Consider the following 21,310-nt stretch of genomic DNA (forward strand, 5'->3'; position numbering starts at 1 on the left):
TTATCGAAAAGATGACATTAAAAAAGCCCAACAGGGTGGACTTTTTTTAGCAATTTAATGATCGTGATCATGTTTGTGTTTATTGCTGTGAAATTCTTCATTACGACGGAAACGTAAATAGTTCTCGAACTGTTCACAGTATTCATCATAATTGTCTTCCAGCATCATCTGGAACTGCTGCAAAATGTAGGACATGACCTGATCTTTGGCCGCGCGCATTTCCTCACCATCTTTGAAGTTGTTGGCTGCGACCCAGGTATTAAAACGCGCCGTGCCAAACAACATGGCAGCACTGACCTGACCGCGTTTTTCCGCCGGTTGTTCCTGTGAGCCTTTTTCGACGCGACAAAATTCGTTGGCCTGTTTGATAAATTCATCAGCACGTTCAAAGAAAGCAGCATTTAACGCTTCTTCTTCGGTAACATCGGTTGCTTCAATCTTTTGAACCATGAATTTTTCCTAAGCTAAAATCATAAACAATAATTATAGGCAAAGCCTTGCAGAAACTAAACCTTTGTCTTACTCTAAAAATAGCCTAAGCAAGAAAAAGGAATCACGATGCAAGATGCAATTGCGGTTCAAAGTCTAAAAAGTGATATTGCGCTGCTGCGACAAAACATCTGGCCGCCGGCACATCTGGCCAATGTAGAAGGGCTGCCAATTTATTATGGCAATCCGGCTGAAGTTGAAGCCTATTTCCAGCAATGGTCCGGATTGATTGAGCGGGCACAAGAGCTGTTTCAGCCCTTTATGGAAGATGAAGTGCTGGATGCCATTCATCTGCCAAGTCACTTAAACCTGCCTTTATTTTTCTTTCATGTTGACCGAATCCGGATTAATAAAACCCGGGCCAAAGAATCAAAAACTTTTCGCGGTCTGGCCAGCTTGATGGAAAAGTGCGGCCAGTTTGATGCTACGCAGATGCTGGCGATGAAACAGTGGCTGGAGAGTGACGACAGCGCCGCACTGGTGGCACACCGTGAGTTTATTGATTTGCGTACCTATGTGTTTCAGCATGGGCAAAGTGAATACACCCGCACCCGTTTTTATGTCAACGGTATTGTGCTGAGTGTCGAACCGCATTTTCAGCTGGTGGATGCCCGGGAAAAACCGCGCAAGCAGCGGAGCGATAGTTATCATGATCCGCTGGCCGATAACGGGACCTGGAAGGTATTTGGCAAGTACCGCTAAATGATTATCTCCGTGCAGGGCTTTAGTCCGACCAGAAGGTTTTGCTGCGGGTAAATTCCAGCAAATGCTGCTGGGCTTCGGCCAGAACATGCTTTTGCTCGGCAGCAATCCAGCCCAGAACAAACCAGGCCTGGGGGTTTTGCTGAACCTCATGTTGAAACAGGGCTTCGGCCACCACCAGATCATTAAACTGCCCCAAAGATTCCTGTGCCGGTTTCAGTGCTTTCAGATACTGTTTGACGGCATCCGCTTCAAATAAAGAGGCAATAAACTCGACTGAATAACGCAGGCGTTTGACTCGTTTGCGGGTGCGGTGCTTCTGTTCACTGTCAAGATGTTCAAACTGCACGGCATCCTGAAAAATTTGCCGGTGCATTTTTGCAAGCTGTTTCCGTACCTGTTTTTTCAGCGATTGATCATCTTCATGTGCTGTGCACTGGCTAAACTGTAGCAGCTCCAGCAAGAGGCGCACTGTTTCTGGCGCGCGAAACAGTGCATCAATTTCATCACTGCTTTCGCTACTTGCCGGCAGTTCTGCGAGGGGAGAGCCGGCCTCGGCCAGACGTGGCATCAGGCTTTCACTCAGCGCATCGCGGTCGCGGGTGGAACCAAGTTGCCGGAATAGTTCTGCCAATTGTGCTTGCCACTCGGGTTGTACCTGTTCGGACCAGTGTCCAAAAATTTTCAGCGCGCTGCGTAAACGGCGAATGGCCACACGGGCCTGATGCACATGACCACTCTGATAATGATTGTCGGCAATCGCGGTGGCATTTGGTAATAAATGAGTCAGACAGTTGTTGACAATTTTGGCCAGCGCGTGGCTACTCGAATCATGTTTATCGAGACTAAAAGGCGTTTGATGTTGAACAGGCAAGATGTTCTGCTGATTCTTGAGCATCTGGCCACGCTGTGATTTGCTGCGAACATCAAGCCAGAGCTGATAGCGTTTTACCCATGGCTGAACAAAATCAATCAGGTCGCTAACATCGCCATGTTTCAGTTCAAACTCGACTTCGTAAATATCGCTTTGCGCTGTTGGTGTGCGGACTTCGCCCTGATCAAAGGCCAGTTCAATTGCACTGTCTTTAACTTGTTCAAGCACAATCAGGCGTTGCACATCGGTTTCAAATTGCAGTTCCAGACCGGTATTTTTTAAATCGGCTTTTTTCAGCTCCAGCGCCTGTTTTAGCAAGGTTTGCGCCTGTTTATGTTCCTGATACAGGCTTAAATCCAGCTGCTCCGGTTCATCCGGGCCGAGGGCAAGTTCCAGTTCAAAACGTTCAAAATGATGCTGCCCCGGTGCTTTTAAGGTCTGACACCAGCGTTGACCTTCCAGACGCTGACGCAGGGCGATGGCATGCTGTGCCAGCTGCTGCTCAGGACTGTCATAATATTTGGCCCACAGCTGCATTGGCACTGCTTTTTTATTGGCAATGGCTTTTTCAAAGATGCGGCGCTGATGCACCGGCACCTGAAACTTCAGTTCGATTTCCGCCATAACCAACTCCTGCAATTTTTATTCTTGATTGACCTTACTATAGGCCAAGCCATGCATAAAAAGTAGCCATAAAGCGTATTCTTTTGTCTGGCCGGAGCGGGGAGTGGCGGAACTTACTTAATAAACTTGCGGCTCACCAGGAATTGTTCGGTGGCATCCAGCAAGGCTTGCGCATGGACTTCCTGTTTTGCGGTCAACCAGCCGAGTACAAACCAGTCGCTGGCTTCCAGCTCAGTTTGCTGGATATACAGCGCAGCGGAGGAAAGAACCTGATATTCCTGCGCGGCCAGTTGGGCATCGTTCAGGGCTTTGCTGTACTTTTGCAGGTTTTTAACATCATAGATCGTGGTGAGTACCGGGAAAATAAATTTCAGGGCATTAATTTTCTGCGCCAGCTGATCCAGACTGTCAAAATCGGTCTGACTGGTCTGGTTTAGCTGTTCTTGCAGTAATTTATATTGATGCTGCAAAGTCTGCTGAGCGGCCTGTTTTAAATCCTGCGCAGGGTGGGAGGCATCTTCATCCAGGCTAAACATCAACAGTTCCAGATAATGATGTACATTCTGGGTCGATTTCACCAGATTGGCCAGTTTCTCTTTAGCATATAAAATATCTTTGGCCAGATTCGAGGCGGTATTCGGATTCTGCAAAAAGGTGCCGAGGGTATTTTGCATGTGCTCTAAATGTTGCAGCTGGTCAAACTGCTGTCTAAACGCCAGTAACTGATTGGCCCATTTTTCCGAAATAGACGCACTCCAGTCTTTGAGCAAATGCACGGTTAAATACAGCTGATTTAGTGCATTCTGTGCCTGCACAATATGCTCGGCTTCATTAACACCGGCTGAAATGGCCGCAATGTTCGGCAGTAAATGCTGCAATTGCTGGGCAATTAACAGTCTTAAATTCTGATCGGCTGAGGCTTTTTTATTTAAACGGAATTCTTCAGCCAGACGCGGCGGGCTGACTTGTAAGTCTAAAGCCAGCAAATTGCCCATTTCGGCCTTGCTGCGTACATCTAACCAGAGCTGGTATTTCTTGACCCATTCAAAACAGAAGGCCAGCAGGGCCTGCACCGAACCAGATTTTAATTCAAACTCAATTTCATGGACGGGATATTCACGTTCACCACTGCGAATACAGCCCACATCTAAACTGGCTTCAATCTCCACTTCATCTAGCTGGATAACACGCGAAGTACGCGTAATATCGGTTTCAAATTGCAGTTGCAGCGGGCTTTCAGTCTGCGTGAGGACTGTATCTAGTAGCTGTCTGGCTTCAGGAGCGGCATCGTAAATGCTTAAATTAAGCGCAGGTGGCTGGTGCAGTTCGCCCAGGTCATGATTATGTTCAAAACGTTCAATATGGGTTTTGCCGGCTTTCAGTGTTTGCACCCAGCGCGTGCCTTCCAAGCGTTGTCTCAGCGCAATACCATGCTGTGCCAGTAGGCGGTCGGTAGTGTCATAATATCGGGCTTGCAGCGAAATGCTTTCAGATTTCTTAGGATCCAGCGCTTTAAGTAAGGCATTACGGCGCGCATCAGGAATTTGAAATTTTAATTCAATCTCGATCATTCAATTGGTCCTAAAAAATTGAGCAATACAGCAAAAAATTAGCTTTCTGGCAGATGACGCCGCTATACAAAATTATTATCAAGCGTCCAGAAAAGGCGTTCATTGTTTAAGGCTTCTGATTGTAACCAAAATCTGTCCTGAAAAAAGCAGCCAGAAAAATCGAGCGAACAAAGTGGCTTTTATTTGTACAGAAAATGCGGTAATTTGAGCAAGAACAGAGCATCAGGATGATGAATATGAACGCACCCCTCAACACCGAATGGGCAAAAAAAACGGATGATACGCCCCAAGGTCCAATTCAAAATTATCACGAGTTTTATCGTTTTTATTTAACCGAACACCGCAATATCATGAGCCGGCGTCTGCATATGCTGGGCAGTGGTATCGGCCTGATTTGCCTGACACAAATGGTCAGGCAGCGTAAGCCACGCTACTTTGTCTATGGACTGGTGGCCGGTTATGCCTGCGCCTGGGTCGGTCATTTTTTCTTTGAAAAAAACAAGCCGGCCAGCTTTAAACAGCCGCTGTATAGCTTTATTTCTGACTGGCGAATGTTTGCCGACATTCTGCGCGGCAACCTGAGTCTTAAAGACCGCGCACTGGATAAAATTGACAGCTAATCTTCATTTTTCGAGCAAAACTAAAACTTTCGGTCAAAAATAAGATGAATGGTCAAAAAATTCATTGAAATTGTAGAGTGAATGTTCTATTAATTGAAGCAATGCAGAGTGTATGACACTTTGATGACATCAGTTTTTAACTTTCCAAGCCTGGAGTGACCTTTCTCCGGGCTTTTTTTATAGCTGGAATCATTGAAATAAAAAGAATGAAGCGAGTCAAAAGAGTGTGGACGTACTAGCGTTTGATCACATTTCCCCAAATGCGTCCTGGCATCAAATTTTAGTACGTCCATGAGACCATGAATGCACGTTGGTTGTTATTGATATAAAAAAATAAAAAACAACAACTTATATCGTTATTATTGTGAGTCCTAGTAAATACCGAAACCGGCGCTGACTCTATCCCCAATACTAGGGATTTTGCATAAAAATCTGAACTGAAACAAAGCATCAGCGAAAATACAGGCAAGGCCTGCTCTTGAGCTGTAACTATGTAATAATGAGAGCCAATTTTTTGAGGTGTTTCAGGCAGGCAAAATGCGTGGCTTATATTTAATTACCAATGATGATCCGATTGAACTGCTTTTAGCCAAACTTGAAGGTGCAATGGCGACCTATGAAGTTGCAGTCTTGCAATATCGCCGTAAAAAGGTGGCAAAAGAAGATCAGGCTTATGAAATTGAATATATGAAATCATTGTGTGCACAGTACAAAGTGCCATTTGTGATTAATGATGATTTGGAAGCTGCGGTAAAATATGGTGTCGGCGTGCATTTGGGTCAAGATGATGGCTCAATTGTCGAAGCCGCAGCACGTTTACCGAAGAATGTCCTGATTGGCCGCAGCTGTAACAATTCACTTGAACTGGCAGAGCAGGCCATTGCCGATGGCGCTAACTATGTGGCATTTGGGGCAATTTTCGCCACCGATACTAAGCCGGAAGCCGGCAATATTGGTCTAGAAACCTTAAAGCAGGCCAAAGCAAAACTGAATGTACCGATCTGCGCGATTGGTGGGTTAACCGTGGAAAATGGTCAGCAGGTGATTGATGCTGGTGCCGACCTTTGTGCGGTGATTAGTGATATATTAGGTCGTCCGATGCATACCGTTGCTCAACGCGTATATGACTGGTCTGAACTATTTAAAAAGGCGGTTTAAGCCGAAATTTTTGTCTGATTTTATTTTGAGTTGAGTCGATTCATGAGCCTATCTCCAAAGCAAGAACAATTATTTAAACAAGCCAGCAAACATATTCCAGGTGGCGTGAACTCACCGGTGCGTGCGTTCAATGGTGTAGGCGGCACGCCGGTCTTTATTGAAAAAGCCCAAGGCGCATATTTATATGATGTAGATGGCAAACGCTATGTCGATTATGTTGGTTCATGGGGGCCAATGATTTTGGGTCATGCCCATCCAGCGATTATTAAAGCGGTGCAGGATGCTGCAGTAGACGGTTTAAGTTTTGGTGCGCCAACTGTTCATGAAACGACGCTGGCCGATATTATCTGCGAAATCATGCCATCAATTGAACTGGTGCGTATGACCAACTCCGGTACTGAAGCGACCATGACCGCGATTCGTCTGGCACGTGGTTATACCGGCCGTGACAAGATCGTGAAATTTGAGGGCTGTTACCACGGTCACTCAGATTCATTACTGGTGAAAGCCGGTTCTGGCCTGTTAACCAAAGGTGAGGGTGAAGCGACCTCTGCCGGTGTTCCTGCGGATTTTGCCAAACACACCTTAACCCTGCCATATAACGATATTGCCACCTTAAAAGAATGCTTTGCCAAGTTTGGTTCAGAAATTGCCGGGGTGATTGTGGAACCGGTTGCCGGTAACATGAACCTGGTTGCGCCAGTTGATGGTTTCTTGCAAGCCATTCGTGATGTCTGTGATGAACATGGCTCGGTGTTTATTATTGATGAAGTGATGACCGGTTTCCGTGTTGGCTTAGGCGGTGCGCAGGCGCATTATGGCGTTACCCCAGATTTAACCACCTTGGGTAAAATCATTGGTGCCGGCTTACCGGTCGGTGCTTTCGGTGGTAAACGAGAAGTGATGGAATGTATTGCACCACTGGGTAAGGTGTATCAGGCCGGAACATTGTCGGGGAACCCGCTGGCGATGCGTGCCGGTATCGAGATGTTTAAACATCTGCGTGAGCCAGGCTTCTATGAAAAATTAAGTACACAACTGGAAAAACTGCTGGCCGGTTTACAGGCAGCGGCAGATGAAGCCGGTATTGCGTTTAAAACCCAGCAAGTGGGCGCGATGTTTGGTCTGTACTTTACCGATCAGGACGATATCACCAGCTTTGACTCGATGCTGAAATGTGATGTCGATGCTTTCCGTAAATTCTTCCACGGCATGCTGGAGCGTGGCGTGAACCTGGCACCATCTGCATTTGAAGCCGGCTTTATTTCAAGCGCGCACAGCGATGAAGATATCGAGTTTACTATTCAGGCGGCAAAAGCCACTTTTGCTGAGATGAAAGCGTAAATTTGACCTCTCCCTAACCCTCTCCTAAAAGGAGAGGGAAGCTTCAGTTAATTCGAGATCAAAATGAAAACCAAACATTATTTGACTTTAAGTGATGCTGAATTTCTATTAAATGAAGCGCATCAATATGCGATACAGCATAACTTTAATGTCAGTATTGCCGTGGTGGATGAAACGGGCAGTTTACTGGCCATGAAACGTATGGATGGGGCAGCACCAATGACTGCAAATCTAGCCATCGAAAAAGCCAAATGTTCTGCCATGAGTCGCCATGCATCCAAACTGTTTGAAGATATTATCAAAGGCGGTCAGATGGGCTTCCTGACCATGGAATCATTTTCAGGGATGCTAGAAGGTGGTGAACCGATTATGTATCAAGGGCAGCTCGTCGGTGCGATGGGTGTGTCGGGTGTGAAGTCGTTTGAAGATGCGGAGATTGCACGGGTAGCGATTGAGAAGTTTGTAGCACAGCAAAGTTAATTCAAGAAAAAAATTGATTAGCTCAACTCAATAAATTCATCCAAAGTTGTACCAAAATGAAGCGTGGAACGTTAAATATGAATTAAAAAGCCCAATCGCTAATGATTGGGCTTGCCTATATACAATAAAATTATGATTTAAAAAGGAAATCAAAAGAATTTCGTATAACGTGTATTATGTTAATTTTAGGAAATCTTAGTCTTTAGCTAACATAATCTTCAGTTGATATTACTTGAGCATATGCAAATTCAAAAGCGGCCATTAATGTTGCATGGACATGACCAGCAGGTACTTTAACGCCATTAAATTCCAAGTCTAGTGTTGCACAAGCATCATGTATCACTTTTACCTTATAACCAAAATCAGAAGCAGCACGAACAGCAGCATCAACACACATATGGCTCATAGCACCAATCACGACTAACTCAGTCACTTGATTGCTATCTAAAATTTCTTTGAGATTCGTGTTTAAGAACGCATTGATGTGATTTTTAATGATCACAGATTCATCTTCTTGCGGCTTAACTGTGTCCTGAAATTCAATACCATTTGAGCTAGGTTCAAATATAGGAGATTCAGCATCAGCAATATGTTGGACATGAATAACTTGTGTACCCTGTTGACGGGCCTTCGCAATTACTTTCACTGCATTAGCAGCAGCTTGTTCAATATTTACCAATGGTAATTTACCTGTAGGTAGATATTCATTTTGTAAGTCGATAACTAATAAAGCTGATTTTGACATATCTGTTCCTTTACTTAACTAATATTTGTTTTGTTCTACTTAGGTTTTTAAAGAAGTGGAATGCTTCCACTTCTTTAAGTCACTTTAGAAAGAAAGCGTTTCACCATCGATAGGAATTAAAACCTTATCTTGGATTCCTTTGTCCTTTACGTAATCTGCAAGCTCAGCACGTGTTACCGACATGTGGTTAATTGCATCCATGTGAACAGCAACCACTTTAGCATTTGGTGCTTTCTGAGTTGCATGATAAGTATCTTCTTTGCCCATAATAATGGATTCTTTAAAGCCATCAACCAAGGCGTTACCTGTATTCAAGACAATCACATCAGGTTTAAATGTTTGAATCGCTTGATCAACTTCAGAACGCCAGATGGTATCGCCTGCCACATAAACAGTTTCATGGCCAGCAGCTTCAAATACCACACCCATTGCTTCACCTAATCCAGCTTTAAGCTTAGGAATACGGTACATGGCATCAGTACCGTGTTGACCACCAGTTTTAGTGAGCTTAATCCTTTCAAAGGTCGCTTGAGTTAATACACGAACATCTTTGAAGCCTTGTGACTGAATGATTTTCTGGTCTTCTTTATTCTGTACAAACAACGGCATGTTTTTCGGAATAGTCGCTTGTGCTGCATCATCCCAATGATCTAAATGTGTATGGGTCACGATTACCGCATCTACACCTTCTAAAATCGTTTCAGGCTTAATAGGCAAATCGACTAATGGATTCCGTAAATAGCTACGATGAGTATCAGGAAAACCTTCATAGAACCCTTTTTTAGCAAACATTGGGTCAATTAAAAAAGTTGTATCCGCATAGGTTACTTTAATCGTTGCATTGCGAATTTCTTGTATATGCGTCACTTTAGAGGTATCTCGCTGAACCACTTTATCATTCGCATATAAATGGACTGAAGCCATTGCCAGAGAGAGTGCAATAACAGAGCTACTTAAAATTTTATTCATGTTCTAGATCCAATCATTTAGTCATACTTGAATCATGATAGAAATCATCAAACAAAAAAATTGTCCTTAAGGACAATCATCGAAACTATTGGGACAACATGCTATATTTATTATTTTAGAGAGGTAGATCGAATGGCTATACCAGTGATTGGATTGTTCGTTTATCCCAATATAAATCCATTTCACTTCTCTATCCCCCATATCATTTTCAATATCAAGATTGAAGATAAACCCTTATTTGATCTGAAAATTTTTTCTATAGATGGCCAGCCCGTAACAACAGAACAGTCTATGATGACTATCCCTGATGGTGGGGTCGAGCTCATTAAAGAGTCGGATCTTATTATTATTCCTGGGTGGGATGATTTTAATCACGAGCCTGAACAAGTACTTATCGATGCCCTAAATTGTGCATATCAGACTGGAATTAGAATTGTAGGGTTATGCTATGGAACTTATGCACTGGCATATGCTGGTTTACTTGACCATAAAAAAGCAGCTACGCACTGGATGGCTGAACAAGATTTCAGTGAGCGGTTTCCACAGGTTCAACTTGATCATGATGCCCTGTATGTAGAAGACCAAAGGATTGTAACCTCTGCTGGAACAGGTGCAGCATTAGACTGCTGCCTATATTTGGTACGAGAAATCTATAATGCACGAATTGCGAATAAAGTCTCTAGAGTAATGGTGATCCCGCCTCACCGTGAAGGTGGGCAAGCTCAGTTTATTGAACAGCCAGTCGCAGAATCGAGCCAAGATGCACAAATTAATGTATTACTTGATTTTTTAAGAAAGAATTTAGCTTTACAACATAATATTGAAAGCCTCGCTGAACGGACACATATGACACGCAGGACGTTCACACGGCATTTTAAGAAAGCGACAGGCATGACCCTAGTCGATTGGCTGAATACTGAAAGAATCAGATTAAGTTGTGAACTTTTAGAAACGACAAACTTGTCTATCGAAAAGATAACCGAGCTTTCAGGTTTTAATAATACCGTGTCATTTAGAAAAAATTTTCGTGAAAAATATGGCACCAGCCCTCAGGCATGGAGAAAAGCTTTTGGGATCATTAATGAAAATAATCCACCCATTTAACATAATGGATATTATACGAAGTACATTTGTATATTAATATAATTATCAAACACTTAACAAAACCAGAAAAATCCCAAAATGCCCAAAAAGCCGATTTTGAAACAAGTCGGCTTTTTTATGATCGATTTTGATAGTTTTTGCCAATAAAATCGGTAAAAAAATTGACAATATAATTTATACAAATTATATTATTTATATAAATTTGATTATTTGGATAATTTAGCTATGAATGAACAACAAATATATGACCGCATCCGATTGGCTATGAATGAAGCACCTCGAAACAGGCAAACTGCTGAATTACATTTACAGATGATTAAATATGCAGATGAATTAAAAAATATAACTTCTAAAGAGTTTTGTGAGGGAGTGGGTCTACCACTTAGTTACGGTACCGAATTTAGTAAAATGCGAAATATTACAGAGCGTTTAAAATTGGCTGGACTTAAGGTAAATATGATTTAAAAGCTAAAAAGGCTTAGTCATGACTAAGCCTTTTTAATTTCATATAACGTGTATTATGTTAATTTAAGGAAATCTTAAAGTTAATTAATTTATTTCCTTTATTTCCTCATTGAGTATTTTTAATACTGTTAAACATATATCTAAACGCTGCCTATCTGAAAGATTAGGTACATCACTCGGGTATATCCGAACATTTATTCCATTCCAAATAAACCAATCATTTCCATTTTTGCATGGCTCTACATTTAGAAATTTATCATTACCTGCATAACCTGTAGATGCATTAAATTGTCGTGACTCCATCAAGACTCGCACAATAGGGTATTTTTTATTAGATTTATTTTCCCAATTTCTTTTTAGTAGCCTATTTACCGTATTTGGCCACCTTATATGAAAACCATTATCACTAAAATATTCTCTAGGTATTAACCAGAATCTGCTATTACGTTTAATTAGGGCATATTTACGGGAATCATATTTTGGCAATCGTGCTTGTTCCTCTAGAGTGTACCTATCAAATTCTTGAGCCAATCGAAGCCGTTGTCTTTCCATTTTGCTACTAATTTTTGCATTTTGTTCTTGCTCTGATAGAGGAATGCATTTAAGTACAAACCATGCCATAAATATTATGAGCAATAAAACTCCGATAAAGCCTTTAGAAGAGTAAGTTTTTATTTTCATTGTTTCAAATAGGGTTAATGATTTAACTACCTAAATTAATCTATAGTTCGATCAATTGCTTGTATTGAATTATGCTTATTTAAGATAATGGCGATTATACGAAATTAGAACAATAAACGTCTGTGAAATCAAAGTGTTTTTTAAATCGATGCTAAACTAAAATAGCATGAATCATCATGCTATTTTGTATTTATAAGAGCCTTCCATGCTGTACCTCATGCCCAAAAAAATCCAACTCGTACCATCTCAAGCCAAATGGCAGCTTGCATCAAATGAATCTGTTTTGGTACTGGTAGGACTGCAAAACCTAAGGATGATGGTAGGTATACAGGACAGCGACCTGATGACTCATCTGATCCAGATCAGCAATAAAGCCAAAGCACTGGACATTCCTATTGTCGATCTATACGGCGATGATCTGATGCAAGGCATGCAGCAGCTGGGTGAATACGCTTCAACCCATCCCCAACTGATTTTTGCCGGTCAGGTCACGCCAATGCTAAAACAGATTTTACCGCATCTGTATAGCGTGACCGAACAGCTCTGTGTGGTGGATGATGCGATTCTACTGGCCAATCAGGAGCAGCATATCCAATGGATTGAAAATATCTCCCAGCAGGGGCTGCATCATCTGACTAGCTATAGCCTGAACCGGCTTTGGAGTCTCAGTGCGCCCTTGGCATATATCCTGTCCAGCAAAGGCATTTTACTGGCCATAGCCGAACAGCTGGATATGGATGCGCTGGATATCGACCCGCATGAAGATCTGCGTCACTATGGTTTGGACTCGGTAAGTATGGTCAGTCTGGTCGGTTTATGGCGTGCCAATGGCGCCAATATTCGCTATGAAGATCTGCAGTCCAAACCCACACTACACGGATTGCTGCAGATTTTAACGGGCTAAATTTGCCATTTTCAGAAAATTGACATTTTTATTCAGCAAAATCGGAAAAAACGTCTGCAATTTGCGCAAATTGCATTGTAATTGTGGTGCAAGGTTTTTATCATTGCCGCCTTATTTTCGCGATCAGCCTGGAAGTGTACTTTGAGTAATTTTCTAACCGAACACCTGATTTATCGAGATGAAGATTTTATGCTCATCCATAAACCGGCCGGCTTACTCACAGTGCCAGGAAAAACAGCAGATTTACAAGACTGCCTGATCAGCCGTTTGGTCGCCATTGAGCCTAAAACCCTGTTAATTCATCGTCTGGATCGTGACACCTCAGGTATTTTGGTGTTTGGTCTTAGCCGCTTGGGGCAAAACAAGATTTCACGCCAGTTTCAGGAACGCCAGACCGATAAGCATTATCAGGCAGTGGTGGCCGGGCATCTATACGGCGAAGGCACCATTGATGTGCCGGTGGTCTATGATCCAACCCGTCCGCCGTTGCATATGGCCGATCCTTCTCATTCGAAACCGGCGCTTACCCACTGGCAGGCGCTGGAACAGTTTGAAATAAATGGACAGGCGGTTACGCGGGTCAAACTCGTTCCCATTACCGGCCGTTCGCATCAGCTGCGGGTGCATATGCAATATCTGGGTCATCCAATTATTGGCGATACCTTATATGCCACGCCAGAGCAGCAACAGCTGTCTCCACGCCTGTGTTTGCATGCGGCGTATTTAAGTTTTCAACATCCTCAAACGGGAGAAACACTGGAGTTTAATTGCCCGGTGCCGTTTTAAGGGAAACATATCCTCATGAATTTAAGCTCACTTTTTGGTGGGCTTTATGTCAAAATATATTGCTTTACGATGTCAAATTTTGCTCAAATGGCAAGCAGTCCTTGAGTGATAACGCGACAGTCCTAACTTCTAGAAAAAGGTGGAAAAATTGCAGCAGTTTGCTATTGGTCAACGTTGGTTGTCAGATACAGAAACAGAACTGGGCTTAGGCGTTCTTATTGATGTAGATGAACGTTCAATCAGCATTTTATTCCCCAAGAGTGACGAAACCCGTGTCTATGCACGTAACAATGCACCTTTGTCCCGTATCGTGTTTAATGCGGGCGATGAAGTACAGGACCAGGAAGGCCTGAAATGGACGGTTCAGAGTCTGGAAGATCGCGGTGGCGTGGTGCGTTATAACGTGGTACGTCAGCTGGAAGATGGTTCAGAAGAACAGAAATCGCTGAATGAAACCCGAATTGGCGCGCAAATCCAGCTGTCTAAACCCTTAGACCGTTTACTGGCCAGCCAGATTGACTATAAAGAATGGTACGACCTGCGTATTGAAGCGCTGTTGATGCAGGCCAATATGCACAGCAGTCCGCTGCGTGGCCTGATTGGTTCACGCGTTGGCCTGATTCCGCATCAACTCTATATTGCCCACGAAGTCGGTAAGCGTTTTGCACCGCGTGTATTACTGGCCGATGAAGTGGGTTTGGGTAAAACCATTGAAGCCGGTCTGATTATCCATCAGCAGCTCAAAACCGGCCGTTCTGAACGTATTTTAATTTTGGTGCCAGATTCACTGCAATATCAGTGGATGATTGAAATGCGCCGCCGTTTCAACCTGCAGTTCTCTTTATTTGATCTGACCCGTACAGCGTCAATTAAAGAACACGACCCGGATTTAAACCCGTTCCTGACCGAGCAATGTATTATTGCTTCTATTGACCTGATGATTGACCACGAAGATCTGCGTGAGCAGGCACTTGAAGCTGGTTTTGATTTACTGGTGGTTGATGAAGCGCATCACCTGATGTGGTCAGAAGAAGAAGGCGGCAATGACCGTTATGATCTGGTCGAAGAATTTGCTGAACAAACGGCCGGTGTGTTGCTCTTAACTGCAACCCCGGAACAGTTGGGTGTTGAAAGTCACTTTGCCCGTTTACGCCTGCTCGATCCGCAGCGTTTCAGTTCGTTGGACCGTTTCCTGGATGAAGAAGCGCAATATCAGCAAACAGCCAAAATTGCCGAAGTGCTGATGTCCGACATGCCACTGGAAGAAGGTCATCTGGCCGCTTTGGAAGGCTTACTGGGCCATCGCATTGAAGACCATCCGGAACAGCGTTTCCGCGCCATTCATGAACTGTTAGACCGTCATGGTACCGGCCGTATTTTATTCCGTAACACCCGTGAAGCGATTCAGGGCTTCCCGGGACGGGACTGTCAGCCAGCACCACTGCCAGCCCCAGAGCACTGGGCCAAAGAAGGCAAGCTACGTGAACAGATGTGGCCAGAAGAAGGCCAGCTTGATGGTGCGTGGATGGAAACCGATCCGCGTGTAATGTGGCTGATGGAAAAGCTGCGCAGCGATTTAAAACACAAAAAAGTGCTACTGATTGCACGTAGTGGTCCGGTGGTGGAAGCGCTAGAAAATGCACTGCGTTTACACGCCGGTATTCGTACTGCGATGTTCCATGAAGGTATGAGCCTGCTGGAACGTGACCAGGCGGCGGCGTATTTCGCAGAAGATTCCTATGGTGCGCAAATCCTGCTCTGTTCGGAAATTGGTTCAGAAGGGCGTAACTTCCAGTTTGCATCGGATTTAATTTTATTTGATTTACCGGCGAACCCGGACGTACTGGAACAGCGAATTGGCCGTCTAGACCGGATTGGTCAGGAAAATCGGATTCAAATTCATGTGCCGTATTTACTCGGTACGGCGCAAGAACGCATGTTCCGCTGGTATAACGAAGCGTTGAATATTTTCAGCAATATTTCCCCAACGGCGCAGACTTTGCAGGAAAACTTCATTGTTGAATTAAAAGACTGCTTACTGGCAGATCAAGGCCAGCAGTTTGAAGAATTGCTGGAAGCGGTTAGCGTACAGCGCGAAGCTTTGGAAGCTGAATTGCTGGAAGGCCGTGACCGTTTACTGGAATACAACTCTTGCCGTCCGGTGGTGGCACAGGAAATTGTCCAGGCGCTGGAAGATTATGATGACAACACTACCTTGCCAATGTTCATGAAGCGCTTTATGGCTTCAACCAACATCGACTTTGATGAACAAAGCAATGGCACAGTCATCATCAAGCCAACAGACCAGATGCAGGTGCAAGGTCTGACTTTAGATGAAGAGGGCATGACTGCGACTTTCTATCGTGATCAGGCTCAAATCCGCGAAGATGCACAATATCTGACTTTGGAACATCCATTTACCGAAAGCGTGATGGAAATGATCAATACCCAAAGCTTTGGTAGTACCAATGTGGCGGTGTTAAAGTCAGCTGCATTACCGCAAGGTTCGGTGCTGCTGGAAGTGTGGTTCAAGGTTGATGTGATTGCACCAAAAGCATTGAACCTGCCATCAAGCTTGCCGCAGCAATTGATTCGTGTATTGCTGAGTGAAAAAGGTCAGGATCTGTCGCAAAAAATTGCCCCTGAAATCTTAAAACCGTATTTACATCATTTAGATGGCAATAGCTGCCGTCAGGTGGTAAAAGCACGCCGCGAGGTGATTGAGCAGCGTTATGCACAGGCATTGGACATTGCCAAAACTGCCTTGCCGGGCTTAAAAGAGCAGGCCAAAGAAATGTATGGCGCGAAATGGCAATATGAAATTGACCGTCTAACGTATCTGAAGCAATTTAACCCAAGCATCCGTGAAGATGAAATCAGCCGTTTGCAGAAATTGCAAAAAGAAGGTTTAAGCCTGCTTGACGGTATTGCGGTTACCCCGGAAGCGATTCAGGTGATGGTGGTGGTTAAACCATAACAGTCGTAATTTTTAGAAAAGCACCTTCTGAACTGCACCCCGAAAGTTGGACACTTTTAGTCTAATTTGAAGGGTGCTTTTTTATGCTGATTTGCCTGACATAAACAGCCCAGCGATCAGTGCACTAGAGTCCGGTAAAATGTTCATGCTAAGATGAGCCAAATTTTTAAAAGATATAACAACGATGGGTAAAGCATTAGTCACTTTAGGCTCTAAAACTTCACATGGCGGTGTGGTTGCTGAATGTGAAAGTTCATTTGTTATTAATGGCATTGCCGTGCATTTAAATGGCATGAAGCATTATTGTCCAAAATGTAAAACTACAGTAGCGGCCATTGCGGCCGATCCAACCACCCAGGTCAAAGGGCGTGGTGTGGTGATTGTTGGTGATAAAACCACCTGCGGCGCAACTTTCTTGCCTAGCCAGAATCTGGTGGTGTCGGCTAAATAAATATATTGGTCAGGCGTAGAGTGTTGAACCAGCCTGGCTAATCTTGAGAATCGCAGCAAAAATTAAAATTACCTCCTGCAAAATGGATTATCTGCTTCAAATACCTTTATGACCAAAACTGTTGTTTATTTTGCCCATGCCAATGGCATCGCCAGTCCTTGCTATCAGACCTTTTTTGATTATTTTGATGCCGATATTGAGCTGAAATATATTCCGGTCATTGGCCTGAATCCGGACTATCCGGTTGAGCCAAAATGGGAAAAACTGGTGGCGCAGGTCATTGCCGATATCGAGTTACAAACACCAAAACAGGCGGTGGTCGGTTTGGGGCATTCTTTTGGCGCGCTGGTGTTGCTGATGGCATCTTATCAACGGCCAGATTTATTTAGCCAGCTGATTTTAATGGACCCGCCTTTTGTGATTGGTAAAACAGCGCCGATATTCGAGTTATTGCAAAAGCTGGGTTCAAAACAGATTGACCGTTTAACCCCGGCCGGGCTGAGTCTGAAACGTAAAGACGCCTGGTCTAGCCGTGAGCAGGCTTATCAGCAGTTACGTGGCAATGCCTTGTTTAAACAGTTTGATGAGCGCTGTTTTCAGGATTTTATCCGGCATGGTCTTAGAGAAGATGAGGCCGGCATCAGCTTACAGATTCCAAAACAGGTCGAGGCAGATATTTTTAGAACTGTACCAAGCTGGTGGTGGCGTTGGCCGCGTAAAGCCCCAAATTTACCGGTGCATTTAATCACGGCAGAGCAGAGTGCTTTTTATAAGCAAGGTTTCCCGCAGGGACTAAAAAAGATATATGGCATTGAGTTTAGTGTTGTAGCGGGTGGGCATATGTTCCCGCTGGAATCTCCTGAGCAGAGCGCACGCGATGTGCAGCAGCGGATTCGATCAACACTTTAAATAAGCAGTTTAAAATCCAGTTAACGGATTTGTGCTTCATCTAAATGGCGTGCGCCTTCGAGCAGCATCCGGATCATGATCATGGTTTGCTCGGCAATGATTTTACGTTCATTGGCGGGCATATCAATCACTTTGGCACCCATATTAAACACCAGCTGGGTAATGGCTGAAGAAACAATCTCCGGATGGGACAGTTTGCTGTTATTCAAACGCTCCAGACGAATCAGGTCATCTTTCAGTTCCTGCTGGAAATAGTTCAGCTGACGTTCCACTGCCTGCTTATAAGACGTCGATCCGGTATAGCCTTCACGCAACAGCAGACTTAAATTACCTTCATCAGCATCTAGCTGTTCAATAAAGACTTCAACCGAGGTGCGGATAATGCTGTTCTGTTTGGATGCTTTTAAACGTGCCTGATTCAGAATCTGACGCAGCACATGGCCGGCCCGGTCAATCAGGGCAATGGCCAGCTCATCAATATCTTTAAAGTGACGATAAAAACTATTCGGTGCAATACCGGCTTCGCGCGCGACTTCACGCAGGCTTAAAGAGGCAATACTTTTTTGGGGTCCGATCAGATTCAGTGCAGCCTGAAACAGCTCTTCCTTGGTAATGGTCGCTTTCCTGCCGACCGTACGCACCGTCATGGGTTCACGGATGTTGGGAACATCTTGGGCAAGAACATCATTACTTATTTTCATGGCAGGCTGAGTCATAGGGTCCAGAGCTGAAAGGCTTTTCAGTAGTATAGCCGTTGTGTGTGAACTTGTGAAATGAATAGAAACAATACAAGCGTATATACAAATATATATACATGTGTATAATAATTGAGAATTCATCGCGTGGTGTAGGCTATGCACGTTATCGAAAAGTCGAAATCTCCCCTCAAATCTCTTGCGAGTGCGATTGTTGATCCGTACTCGGCAAACTTCTGGTTACAAAAAATCAATCCGTTGTGGTCTGTGAATCAGGCATTGGGCAAGATTGTGCAAAAGCAGCAGACCGCGCAGGACATGGTCAGCCTGATGGTGCAGTTCAATCAGAAATTCCAGCTTGGACAGGCGGGCCAACATCACCCGGTCTTTGTCACCATTGAAGGAATTCGCTATGAGCGTACCTACAGCCTGACGCAACTGGATACTCAGCATGTGCTGTTAACCGTTAAAAAAGTCGATCAGGGTAAAGTCAGCAGCTGGTTGGTCAATCAGGCCAATGTGGGCGATATTCTGGAATTTGGCCAGCCTTATGGCGATATGTTGTTGCCTGAAGCGACACAGCCACTCATTTTGCTGGCTGCCGGTAGTGGTATTACCCCAATGTATAGCCTGGTCGATGCTTTGGCCAAATCGGGTCAATTAAAGCAGACCCCGGTTAAACTGATGTACTGGGTAAAAACCTTTGCCGATGTTGCTTTTAAAACCCAGTTTGAACAATGGGCGACACAATATCCACACTTTAGCTTTGACGTGTTTTATACCCAGGCAGGGGAAACACCGGCACAGCGTCTGAATGAAAGCCATCTGCAAGCCCTTGAGCAGATTGAACAGAGCGCAGTCTATGCCTGTGGTCCATCGGGTTTTGCTGCACGGGTAGAAGAACTGTTTGCGCATGCACAACAATTAAAAACTGAAGCCTTTAGCATGAGCCCAATGCTCAATGAAGAAGCTGGTTTTGTGCAGGTGACCTTAACCCAATCGAATAAAACCGTGACCATTCCCAAAGGCCAATCTATTTTGACCAGCCTGGAGCAGCAGAATATTCAACCGAAGCATGGCTGCCGTATGGGAATTTGTAATAAATGTGCCTGCAACAAAGTCGAAGGCTCGACCAAAAATCTGGTGAATGGTGCGCAAAACACCGAACCGGGTAATTTGCTCAAGCTTTGCGTGAATTCGGCACAAACAGACTTAGTTATTGACTTATAAGCGGGTACACTCACTATGAATATGCCAGTCAAATTTGAATATTTTAAAAATCCTAAAAACCGCGAATTAACCCAATTAGAACTGGATGAATTGGCGCGTGAATTAGACGCCATCAAGCAGGCAGTGCTGGATGATTTAGGCGAAAAAGATGCCAAATACATCCGACGTGTATACTCAACCATCCGTTATGCTTCTATTGCGGGTCGTGCCTGCCTGTTTGCTGGCTGGTTCCCGCCAGCCTGGATTTTGGGTACTGGTCTGCTCGGCTTTGCCAAAATCATGGAAAACATGGAGCTTGGTCATAACGTCATGCACGGTCAGTATGACTGGATGAACGATCCAAAATTCAATGGTCAGACCTATGAGTGGGATATTGTCGGTACTTCTGAAAACTGGCGTCAAACCCATAACTACAAACATCATACCTATACCAATATTAAAGGTATGGATGATGATATCGGCTATGGTCTGGTGCGCCTGTTCCCGGAACAACGCTGGAAACCGGGTCATCTGCTACAACCGATTTACAGTATTCCATTCTGTTTACTGTTCCAGTGGGGTGTTGCGATTCAAAACCTGGAACTTGGTAAAGTGTGGATGGGCCGTAAAACCAAGGCTGAGCTGAAAGAAGAGTGGAAACCTTTACAGAGCAAAATCTCTAAACAGCTGTTTAAAGATTATGTGTTCTTCCCGCTGATTGCTGGTCCTGCTGCGTTACCGGTATTCACTGGCAACCTGGTGGCTAACGGAATCCGTAACATCTGGACTTTCAGTATTATTTTCTGTGGTCACTTCACCAAAGATGTTGAGGTATTCCCAAAATCGGTATTGAAAAATGAAAGCCGTGGTCACTGGTATATGCGCCAGATTCGCGGTTCTTCTAACCTGACCGGTTCAGAAGCGTTCCATATTCTGACTGGCCACTTAAGCCACCAGATTGAACACCATTTATATCCGGATGTGCCGGCACGCCGTTACCGTCAGATGGCGCCAAAAGTACAGGCAGTATGTGAAAAATATGGTTTGCACTACAACAATGCCAGCCTGTTTAAACAATATGGCAGTGTACTGAAACGGATTGCCAAGTATGCGTTTCCGTTTAAAAAATAAGTATAAAATGCGTTAAGAGAAAAAAGGCAATTTTTATAGGAAATTGCCTTTTTTATTGTATAGAAAGAGCCATAAAAACTAAAAACAAAGCAGCCAACTTGGAAATCTGGAGAAAAAGGTTATTTGGTATGATTTTTGTTAATTGTTTATAAAATAATTCACATAAATGATTAACTTTGAGCATTTATGCCAATTACTTGATAAGTACAATGATATCCAAGCTTATATACTCTATGTGAGTATAAGTATATAGTTTTGATGAAAATTTAAAGCACAACAAGATTGATGACACTCAGTTAAATATGTATATGAAAAACATGTTAATTATTTACACATTTTAACAATTGGTAAAAATATTTAGGATTAAACATTTTTTAATTGAAAATCATAATCATAATTAAAATGCAGTGAATTATTTCTAA

21 protein-coding genes are annotated in these 21,310 nt (G+C 43.8%); 14 read left to right on the top strand and 7 right to left on the bottom strand.

Annotation, left to right across the window (positions count from 1 at the left end; translation table 11 throughout):
• Nucleotides 1-54: 54 nt before the first annotated feature.
• A complete protein-coding gene (locus tag FTT89_RS08420; RefSeq protein WP_005178954.1) occupies nucleotides 55-450 on the bottom strand; it encodes a DUF3144 domain-containing protein in 396 nt (131 codons plus the stop codon).
• A gap of 108 nt (nucleotides 451-558) precedes the next feature.
• On the opposite strand from FTT89_RS08420, the gene FTT89_RS08425 reads away from it, so the two are divergent.
• On the top strand, nucleotides 559-1,191 hold the full coding sequence (locus FTT89_RS08425; protein ID WP_016659155.1) for a hypothetical protein: 633 nt from the start codon (nucleotides 559-561) through the stop codon (nucleotides 1,189-1,191).
• A 22-nt stretch (nucleotides 1,192-1,213) separates the two neighbouring features.
• Here FTT89_RS08425 and FTT89_RS08430 read toward each other — a convergent pair whose 3' ends face one another.
• Both FTT89_RS08430 and FTT89_RS08435 read right to left on the bottom strand, forming a co-directional pair.
• Nucleotides 1,214-2,689 carry a CYTH and CHAD domain-containing protein gene (locus FTT89_RS08430; protein ID WP_180006385.1) on the bottom strand — a complete coding sequence of 492 codons (1,476 nt, stop codon included), beginning with the start codon at nucleotides 2,687-2,689 and terminating at the stop codon, nucleotides 1,214-1,216.
• A gap of 113 nt (nucleotides 2,690-2,802) precedes the next feature.
• Nucleotides 2,803-4,260, bottom strand: a complete 1,458-nt coding sequence (locus FTT89_RS08435) for an inorganic triphosphatase (protein ID WP_180006384.1) — start codon at nucleotides 4,258-4,260, stop codon at nucleotides 2,803-2,805.
• A 236-nt stretch (nucleotides 4,261-4,496) separates the two neighbouring features.
• Here FTT89_RS08435 and FTT89_RS08440 point away from each other — a divergent pair, with 236 nt between their 5' ends.
• The 4 genes from FTT89_RS08440 (at nucleotide 4,497) to FTT89_RS08455 (ending at nucleotide 7,862) form a co-directional block, all read left to right on the top strand.
• Nucleotides 4,497-4,880 (top strand): DUF962 domain-containing protein, encoded by a 384-nt coding sequence (locus tag FTT89_RS08440; protein ID WP_104498527.1) that lies wholly within the window; start codon nucleotides 4,497-4,499, stop codon nucleotides 4,878-4,880.
• 537 nt (nucleotides 4,881-5,417) lie between these two features.
• Entirely contained in the window at nucleotides 5,418-6,038 is a 621-nt protein-coding gene (gene thiE / locus FTT89_RS08445) for a thiamine phosphate synthase (RefSeq protein ID WP_016659151.1), read from the top strand.
• 42 nt (nucleotides 6,039-6,080) lie between these two features.
• On the top strand, nucleotides 6,081-7,382 hold the full coding sequence (gene hemL, locus FTT89_RS08450) for a glutamate-1-semialdehyde 2,1-aminomutase (RefSeq protein ID WP_180108617.1): 1,302 nt from the start codon (nucleotides 6,081-6,083) through the stop codon (nucleotides 7,380-7,382).
• 63 nt (nucleotides 7,383-7,445) lie between these two features.
• Entirely contained in the window at nucleotides 7,446-7,862 is a 417-nt protein-coding gene (locus FTT89_RS08455; protein WP_180036664.1) for a heme-binding protein, read from the top strand.
• Between the two features lie 202 nt (nucleotides 7,863-8,064).
• Here the strand turns inward: FTT89_RS08455 and FTT89_RS08460 are convergent, their stop codons facing one another.
• Entirely contained in the window at nucleotides 8,065-8,607 is a 543-nt protein-coding gene (locus FTT89_RS08460; protein WP_180134104.1) for a cysteine hydrolase family protein, read from the bottom strand.
• An 84-nt stretch (nucleotides 8,608-8,691) separates the two neighbouring features.
• The gene (locus FTT89_RS08465) at nucleotides 8,692-9,576 is read right to left on the bottom strand and encodes an MBL fold metallo-hydrolase (RefSeq protein WP_180134103.1); all 885 of its coding nucleotides are present in this window, start codon (nucleotides 9,574-9,576) and stop codon (nucleotides 8,692-8,694) included.
• 132 nt (nucleotides 9,577-9,708) lie between these two features.
• Between FTT89_RS08465 and FTT89_RS08470 the strand changes: the two genes are divergently transcribed.
• Nucleotides 9,709-10,680: a GlxA family transcriptional regulator gene (locus tag FTT89_RS08470; RefSeq protein WP_180172828.1), complete on the top strand. Its 972-nt coding sequence runs from the start codon at nucleotides 9,709-9,711 to the stop codon at nucleotides 10,678-10,680.
• A 225-nt stretch (nucleotides 10,681-10,905) separates the two neighbouring features.
• Nucleotides 10,906-11,145, top strand: coding sequence for a transcription factor (locus tag FTT89_RS08475; protein ID WP_180108704.1), 240 nt, complete (start codon nucleotides 10,906-10,908; stop codon nucleotides 11,143-11,145).
• 84 nt (nucleotides 11,146-11,229) lie between these two features.
• Here FTT89_RS08475 and FTT89_RS08480 read toward each other — a convergent pair whose 3' ends face one another.
• Nucleotides 11,230-11,826: a hypothetical protein gene (locus FTT89_RS08480; protein WP_180108703.1), complete on the bottom strand. Its 597-nt coding sequence runs from the start codon at nucleotides 11,824-11,826 to the stop codon at nucleotides 11,230-11,232.
• A gap of 205 nt (nucleotides 11,827-12,031) precedes the next feature.
• On the opposite strand from FTT89_RS08480, the gene FTT89_RS08485 reads away from it, so the two are divergent.
• The 5 genes from FTT89_RS08485 (at nucleotide 12,032) to FTT89_RS08505 (ending at nucleotide 17,853) form a co-directional block, all read left to right on the top strand.
• Entirely contained in the window at nucleotides 12,032-12,730 is a 699-nt protein-coding gene (locus FTT89_RS08485) for a phosphopantetheine-binding protein (protein ID WP_180108702.1), read from the top strand.
• 141 nt (nucleotides 12,731-12,871) lie between these two features.
• Nucleotides 12,872-13,516 carry an RluA family pseudouridine synthase gene (locus FTT89_RS08490; protein WP_035363225.1) on the top strand — a complete coding sequence of 215 codons (645 nt, stop codon included), beginning with the start codon at nucleotides 12,872-12,874 and terminating at the stop codon, nucleotides 13,514-13,516.
• A 139-nt stretch (nucleotides 13,517-13,655) separates the two neighbouring features.
• Nucleotides 13,656-16,493: an RNA polymerase-associated protein RapA gene (rapA, locus tag FTT89_RS08495; protein ID WP_180108701.1), complete on the top strand. Its 2,838-nt coding sequence runs from the start codon at nucleotides 13,656-13,658 to the stop codon at nucleotides 16,491-16,493.
• Nucleotides 16,494-16,677: 184 nt separating this feature from the next.
• Nucleotides 16,678-16,944, top strand: coding sequence for a PAAR domain-containing protein (locus FTT89_RS08500; RefSeq protein ID WP_005178913.1), 267 nt, complete (start codon nucleotides 16,678-16,680; stop codon nucleotides 16,942-16,944).
• Nucleotides 16,945-17,052: 108 nt separating this feature from the next.
• Nucleotides 17,053-17,853, top strand: coding sequence for an alpha/beta fold hydrolase (locus tag FTT89_RS08505; RefSeq protein ID WP_016659144.1), 801 nt, complete (start codon nucleotides 17,053-17,055; stop codon nucleotides 17,851-17,853).
• 20 nt (nucleotides 17,854-17,873) lie between these two features.
• On the opposite strand, the gene fabR is transcribed toward FTT89_RS08505, so the two are convergent.
• The gene (gene fabR, locus FTT89_RS08510; RefSeq protein ID WP_228151050.1) at nucleotides 17,874-18,500 is read right to left on the bottom strand and encodes an HTH-type transcriptional repressor FabR; all 627 of its coding nucleotides are present in this window, start codon (nucleotides 18,498-18,500) and stop codon (nucleotides 17,874-17,876) included.
• A 207-nt stretch (nucleotides 18,501-18,707) separates the two neighbouring features.
• Here fabR and FTT89_RS08515 point away from each other — a divergent pair, with 207 nt between their 5' ends.
• Nucleotides 18,708-19,778: a ferredoxin reductase gene (locus FTT89_RS08515; protein ID WP_180172829.1), complete on the top strand. Its 1,071-nt coding sequence runs from the start codon at nucleotides 18,708-18,710 to the stop codon at nucleotides 19,776-19,778.
• A 15-nt stretch (nucleotides 19,779-19,793) separates the two neighbouring features.
• A complete protein-coding gene (locus FTT89_RS08520; RefSeq protein WP_180006381.1) occupies nucleotides 19,794-20,888 on the top strand; it encodes an acyl-CoA desaturase in 1,095 nt (364 codons plus the stop codon).
• Nucleotides 20,889-21,310: the final 422 nt, after the last annotated feature.

Origin of the sequence: Acinetobacter sp. YH01025 (assembly GCF_013420185.1) — a bacterium.
Classification (GTDB): domain Bacteria; phylum Pseudomonadota; class Gammaproteobacteria; order Pseudomonadales; family Moraxellaceae; genus Acinetobacter; species Acinetobacter indicus.

Coding starts and splice junctions, on each gene's coding strand:
- FTT89_RS08465 (WP_180134103.1), bottom strand. CDS start 9,576: ATGAATAAAATTTTAAGTAGCTCTGTTATTGCACTCTCTCTGGCAATG.
- FTT89_RS08435 (WP_180006384.1), bottom strand. CDS start 4,260: ATGATCGAGATTGAATTAAAATTTCAAATTCCTGATGCGCGCCGTAAT.
- FTT89_RS08420 (WP_005178954.1), bottom strand. CDS start 450: ATGGTTCAAAAGATTGAAGCAACCGATGTTACCGAAGAAGAAGCGTTA.
- FTT89_RS08520 (WP_180006381.1), top strand. CDS start 19,794: ATGAATATGCCAGTCAAATTTGAATATTTTAAAAATCCTAAAAACCGC.
- FTT89_RS08425 (WP_016659155.1), top strand. CDS start 559: ATGCAAGATGCAATTGCGGTTCAAAGTCTAAAAAGTGATATTGCGCTG.
- hemL (WP_180108617.1), top strand. CDS start 6,081: ATGAGCCTATCTCCAAAGCAAGAACAATTATTTAAACAAGCCAGCAAA.
- fabR (WP_228151050.1), bottom strand. CDS start 18,500: ATGACGGTGCGTACGGTCGGCAGGAAAGCGACCATTACCAAGGAAGAG.
- FTT89_RS08475 (WP_180108704.1), top strand. CDS start 10,906: ATGAATGAACAACAAATATATGACCGCATCCGATTGGCTATGAATGAA.
- FTT89_RS08455 (WP_180036664.1), top strand. CDS start 7,446: ATGAAAACCAAACATTATTTGACTTTAAGTGATGCTGAATTTCTATTA.
- FTT89_RS08500 (WP_005178913.1), top strand. CDS start 16,678: ATGGGTAAAGCATTAGTCACTTTAGGCTCTAAAACTTCACATGGCGGT.
- FTT89_RS08505 (WP_016659144.1), top strand. CDS start 17,053: ATGACCAAAACTGTTGTTTATTTTGCCCATGCCAATGGCATCGCCAGT.
- FTT89_RS08470 (WP_180172828.1), top strand. CDS start 9,709: ATGGCTATACCAGTGATTGGATTGTTCGTTTATCCCAATATAAATCCA.
- FTT89_RS08430 (WP_180006385.1), bottom strand. CDS start 2,689: ATGGCGGAAATCGAACTGAAGTTTCAGGTGCCGGTGCATCAGCGCCGC.
- FTT89_RS08480 (WP_180108703.1), bottom strand. CDS start 11,826: ATGAAAATAAAAACTTACTCTTCTAAAGGCTTTATCGGAGTTTTATTG.
- FTT89_RS08515 (WP_180172829.1), top strand. CDS start 18,708: ATGCACGTTATCGAAAAGTCGAAATCTCCCCTCAAATCTCTTGCGAGT.
- thiE (WP_016659151.1), top strand. CDS start 5,418: ATGCGTGGCTTATATTTAATTACCAATGATGATCCGATTGAACTGCTT.
- FTT89_RS08460 (WP_180134104.1), bottom strand. CDS start 8,607: ATGTCAAAATCAGCTTTATTAGTTATCGACTTACAAAATGAATATCTA.
- FTT89_RS08485 (WP_180108702.1), top strand. CDS start 12,032: ATGCTGTACCTCATGCCCAAAAAAATCCAACTCGTACCATCTCAAGCC.
- FTT89_RS08440 (WP_104498527.1), top strand. CDS start 4,497: ATGAACGCACCCCTCAACACCGAATGGGCAAAAAAAACGGATGATACG.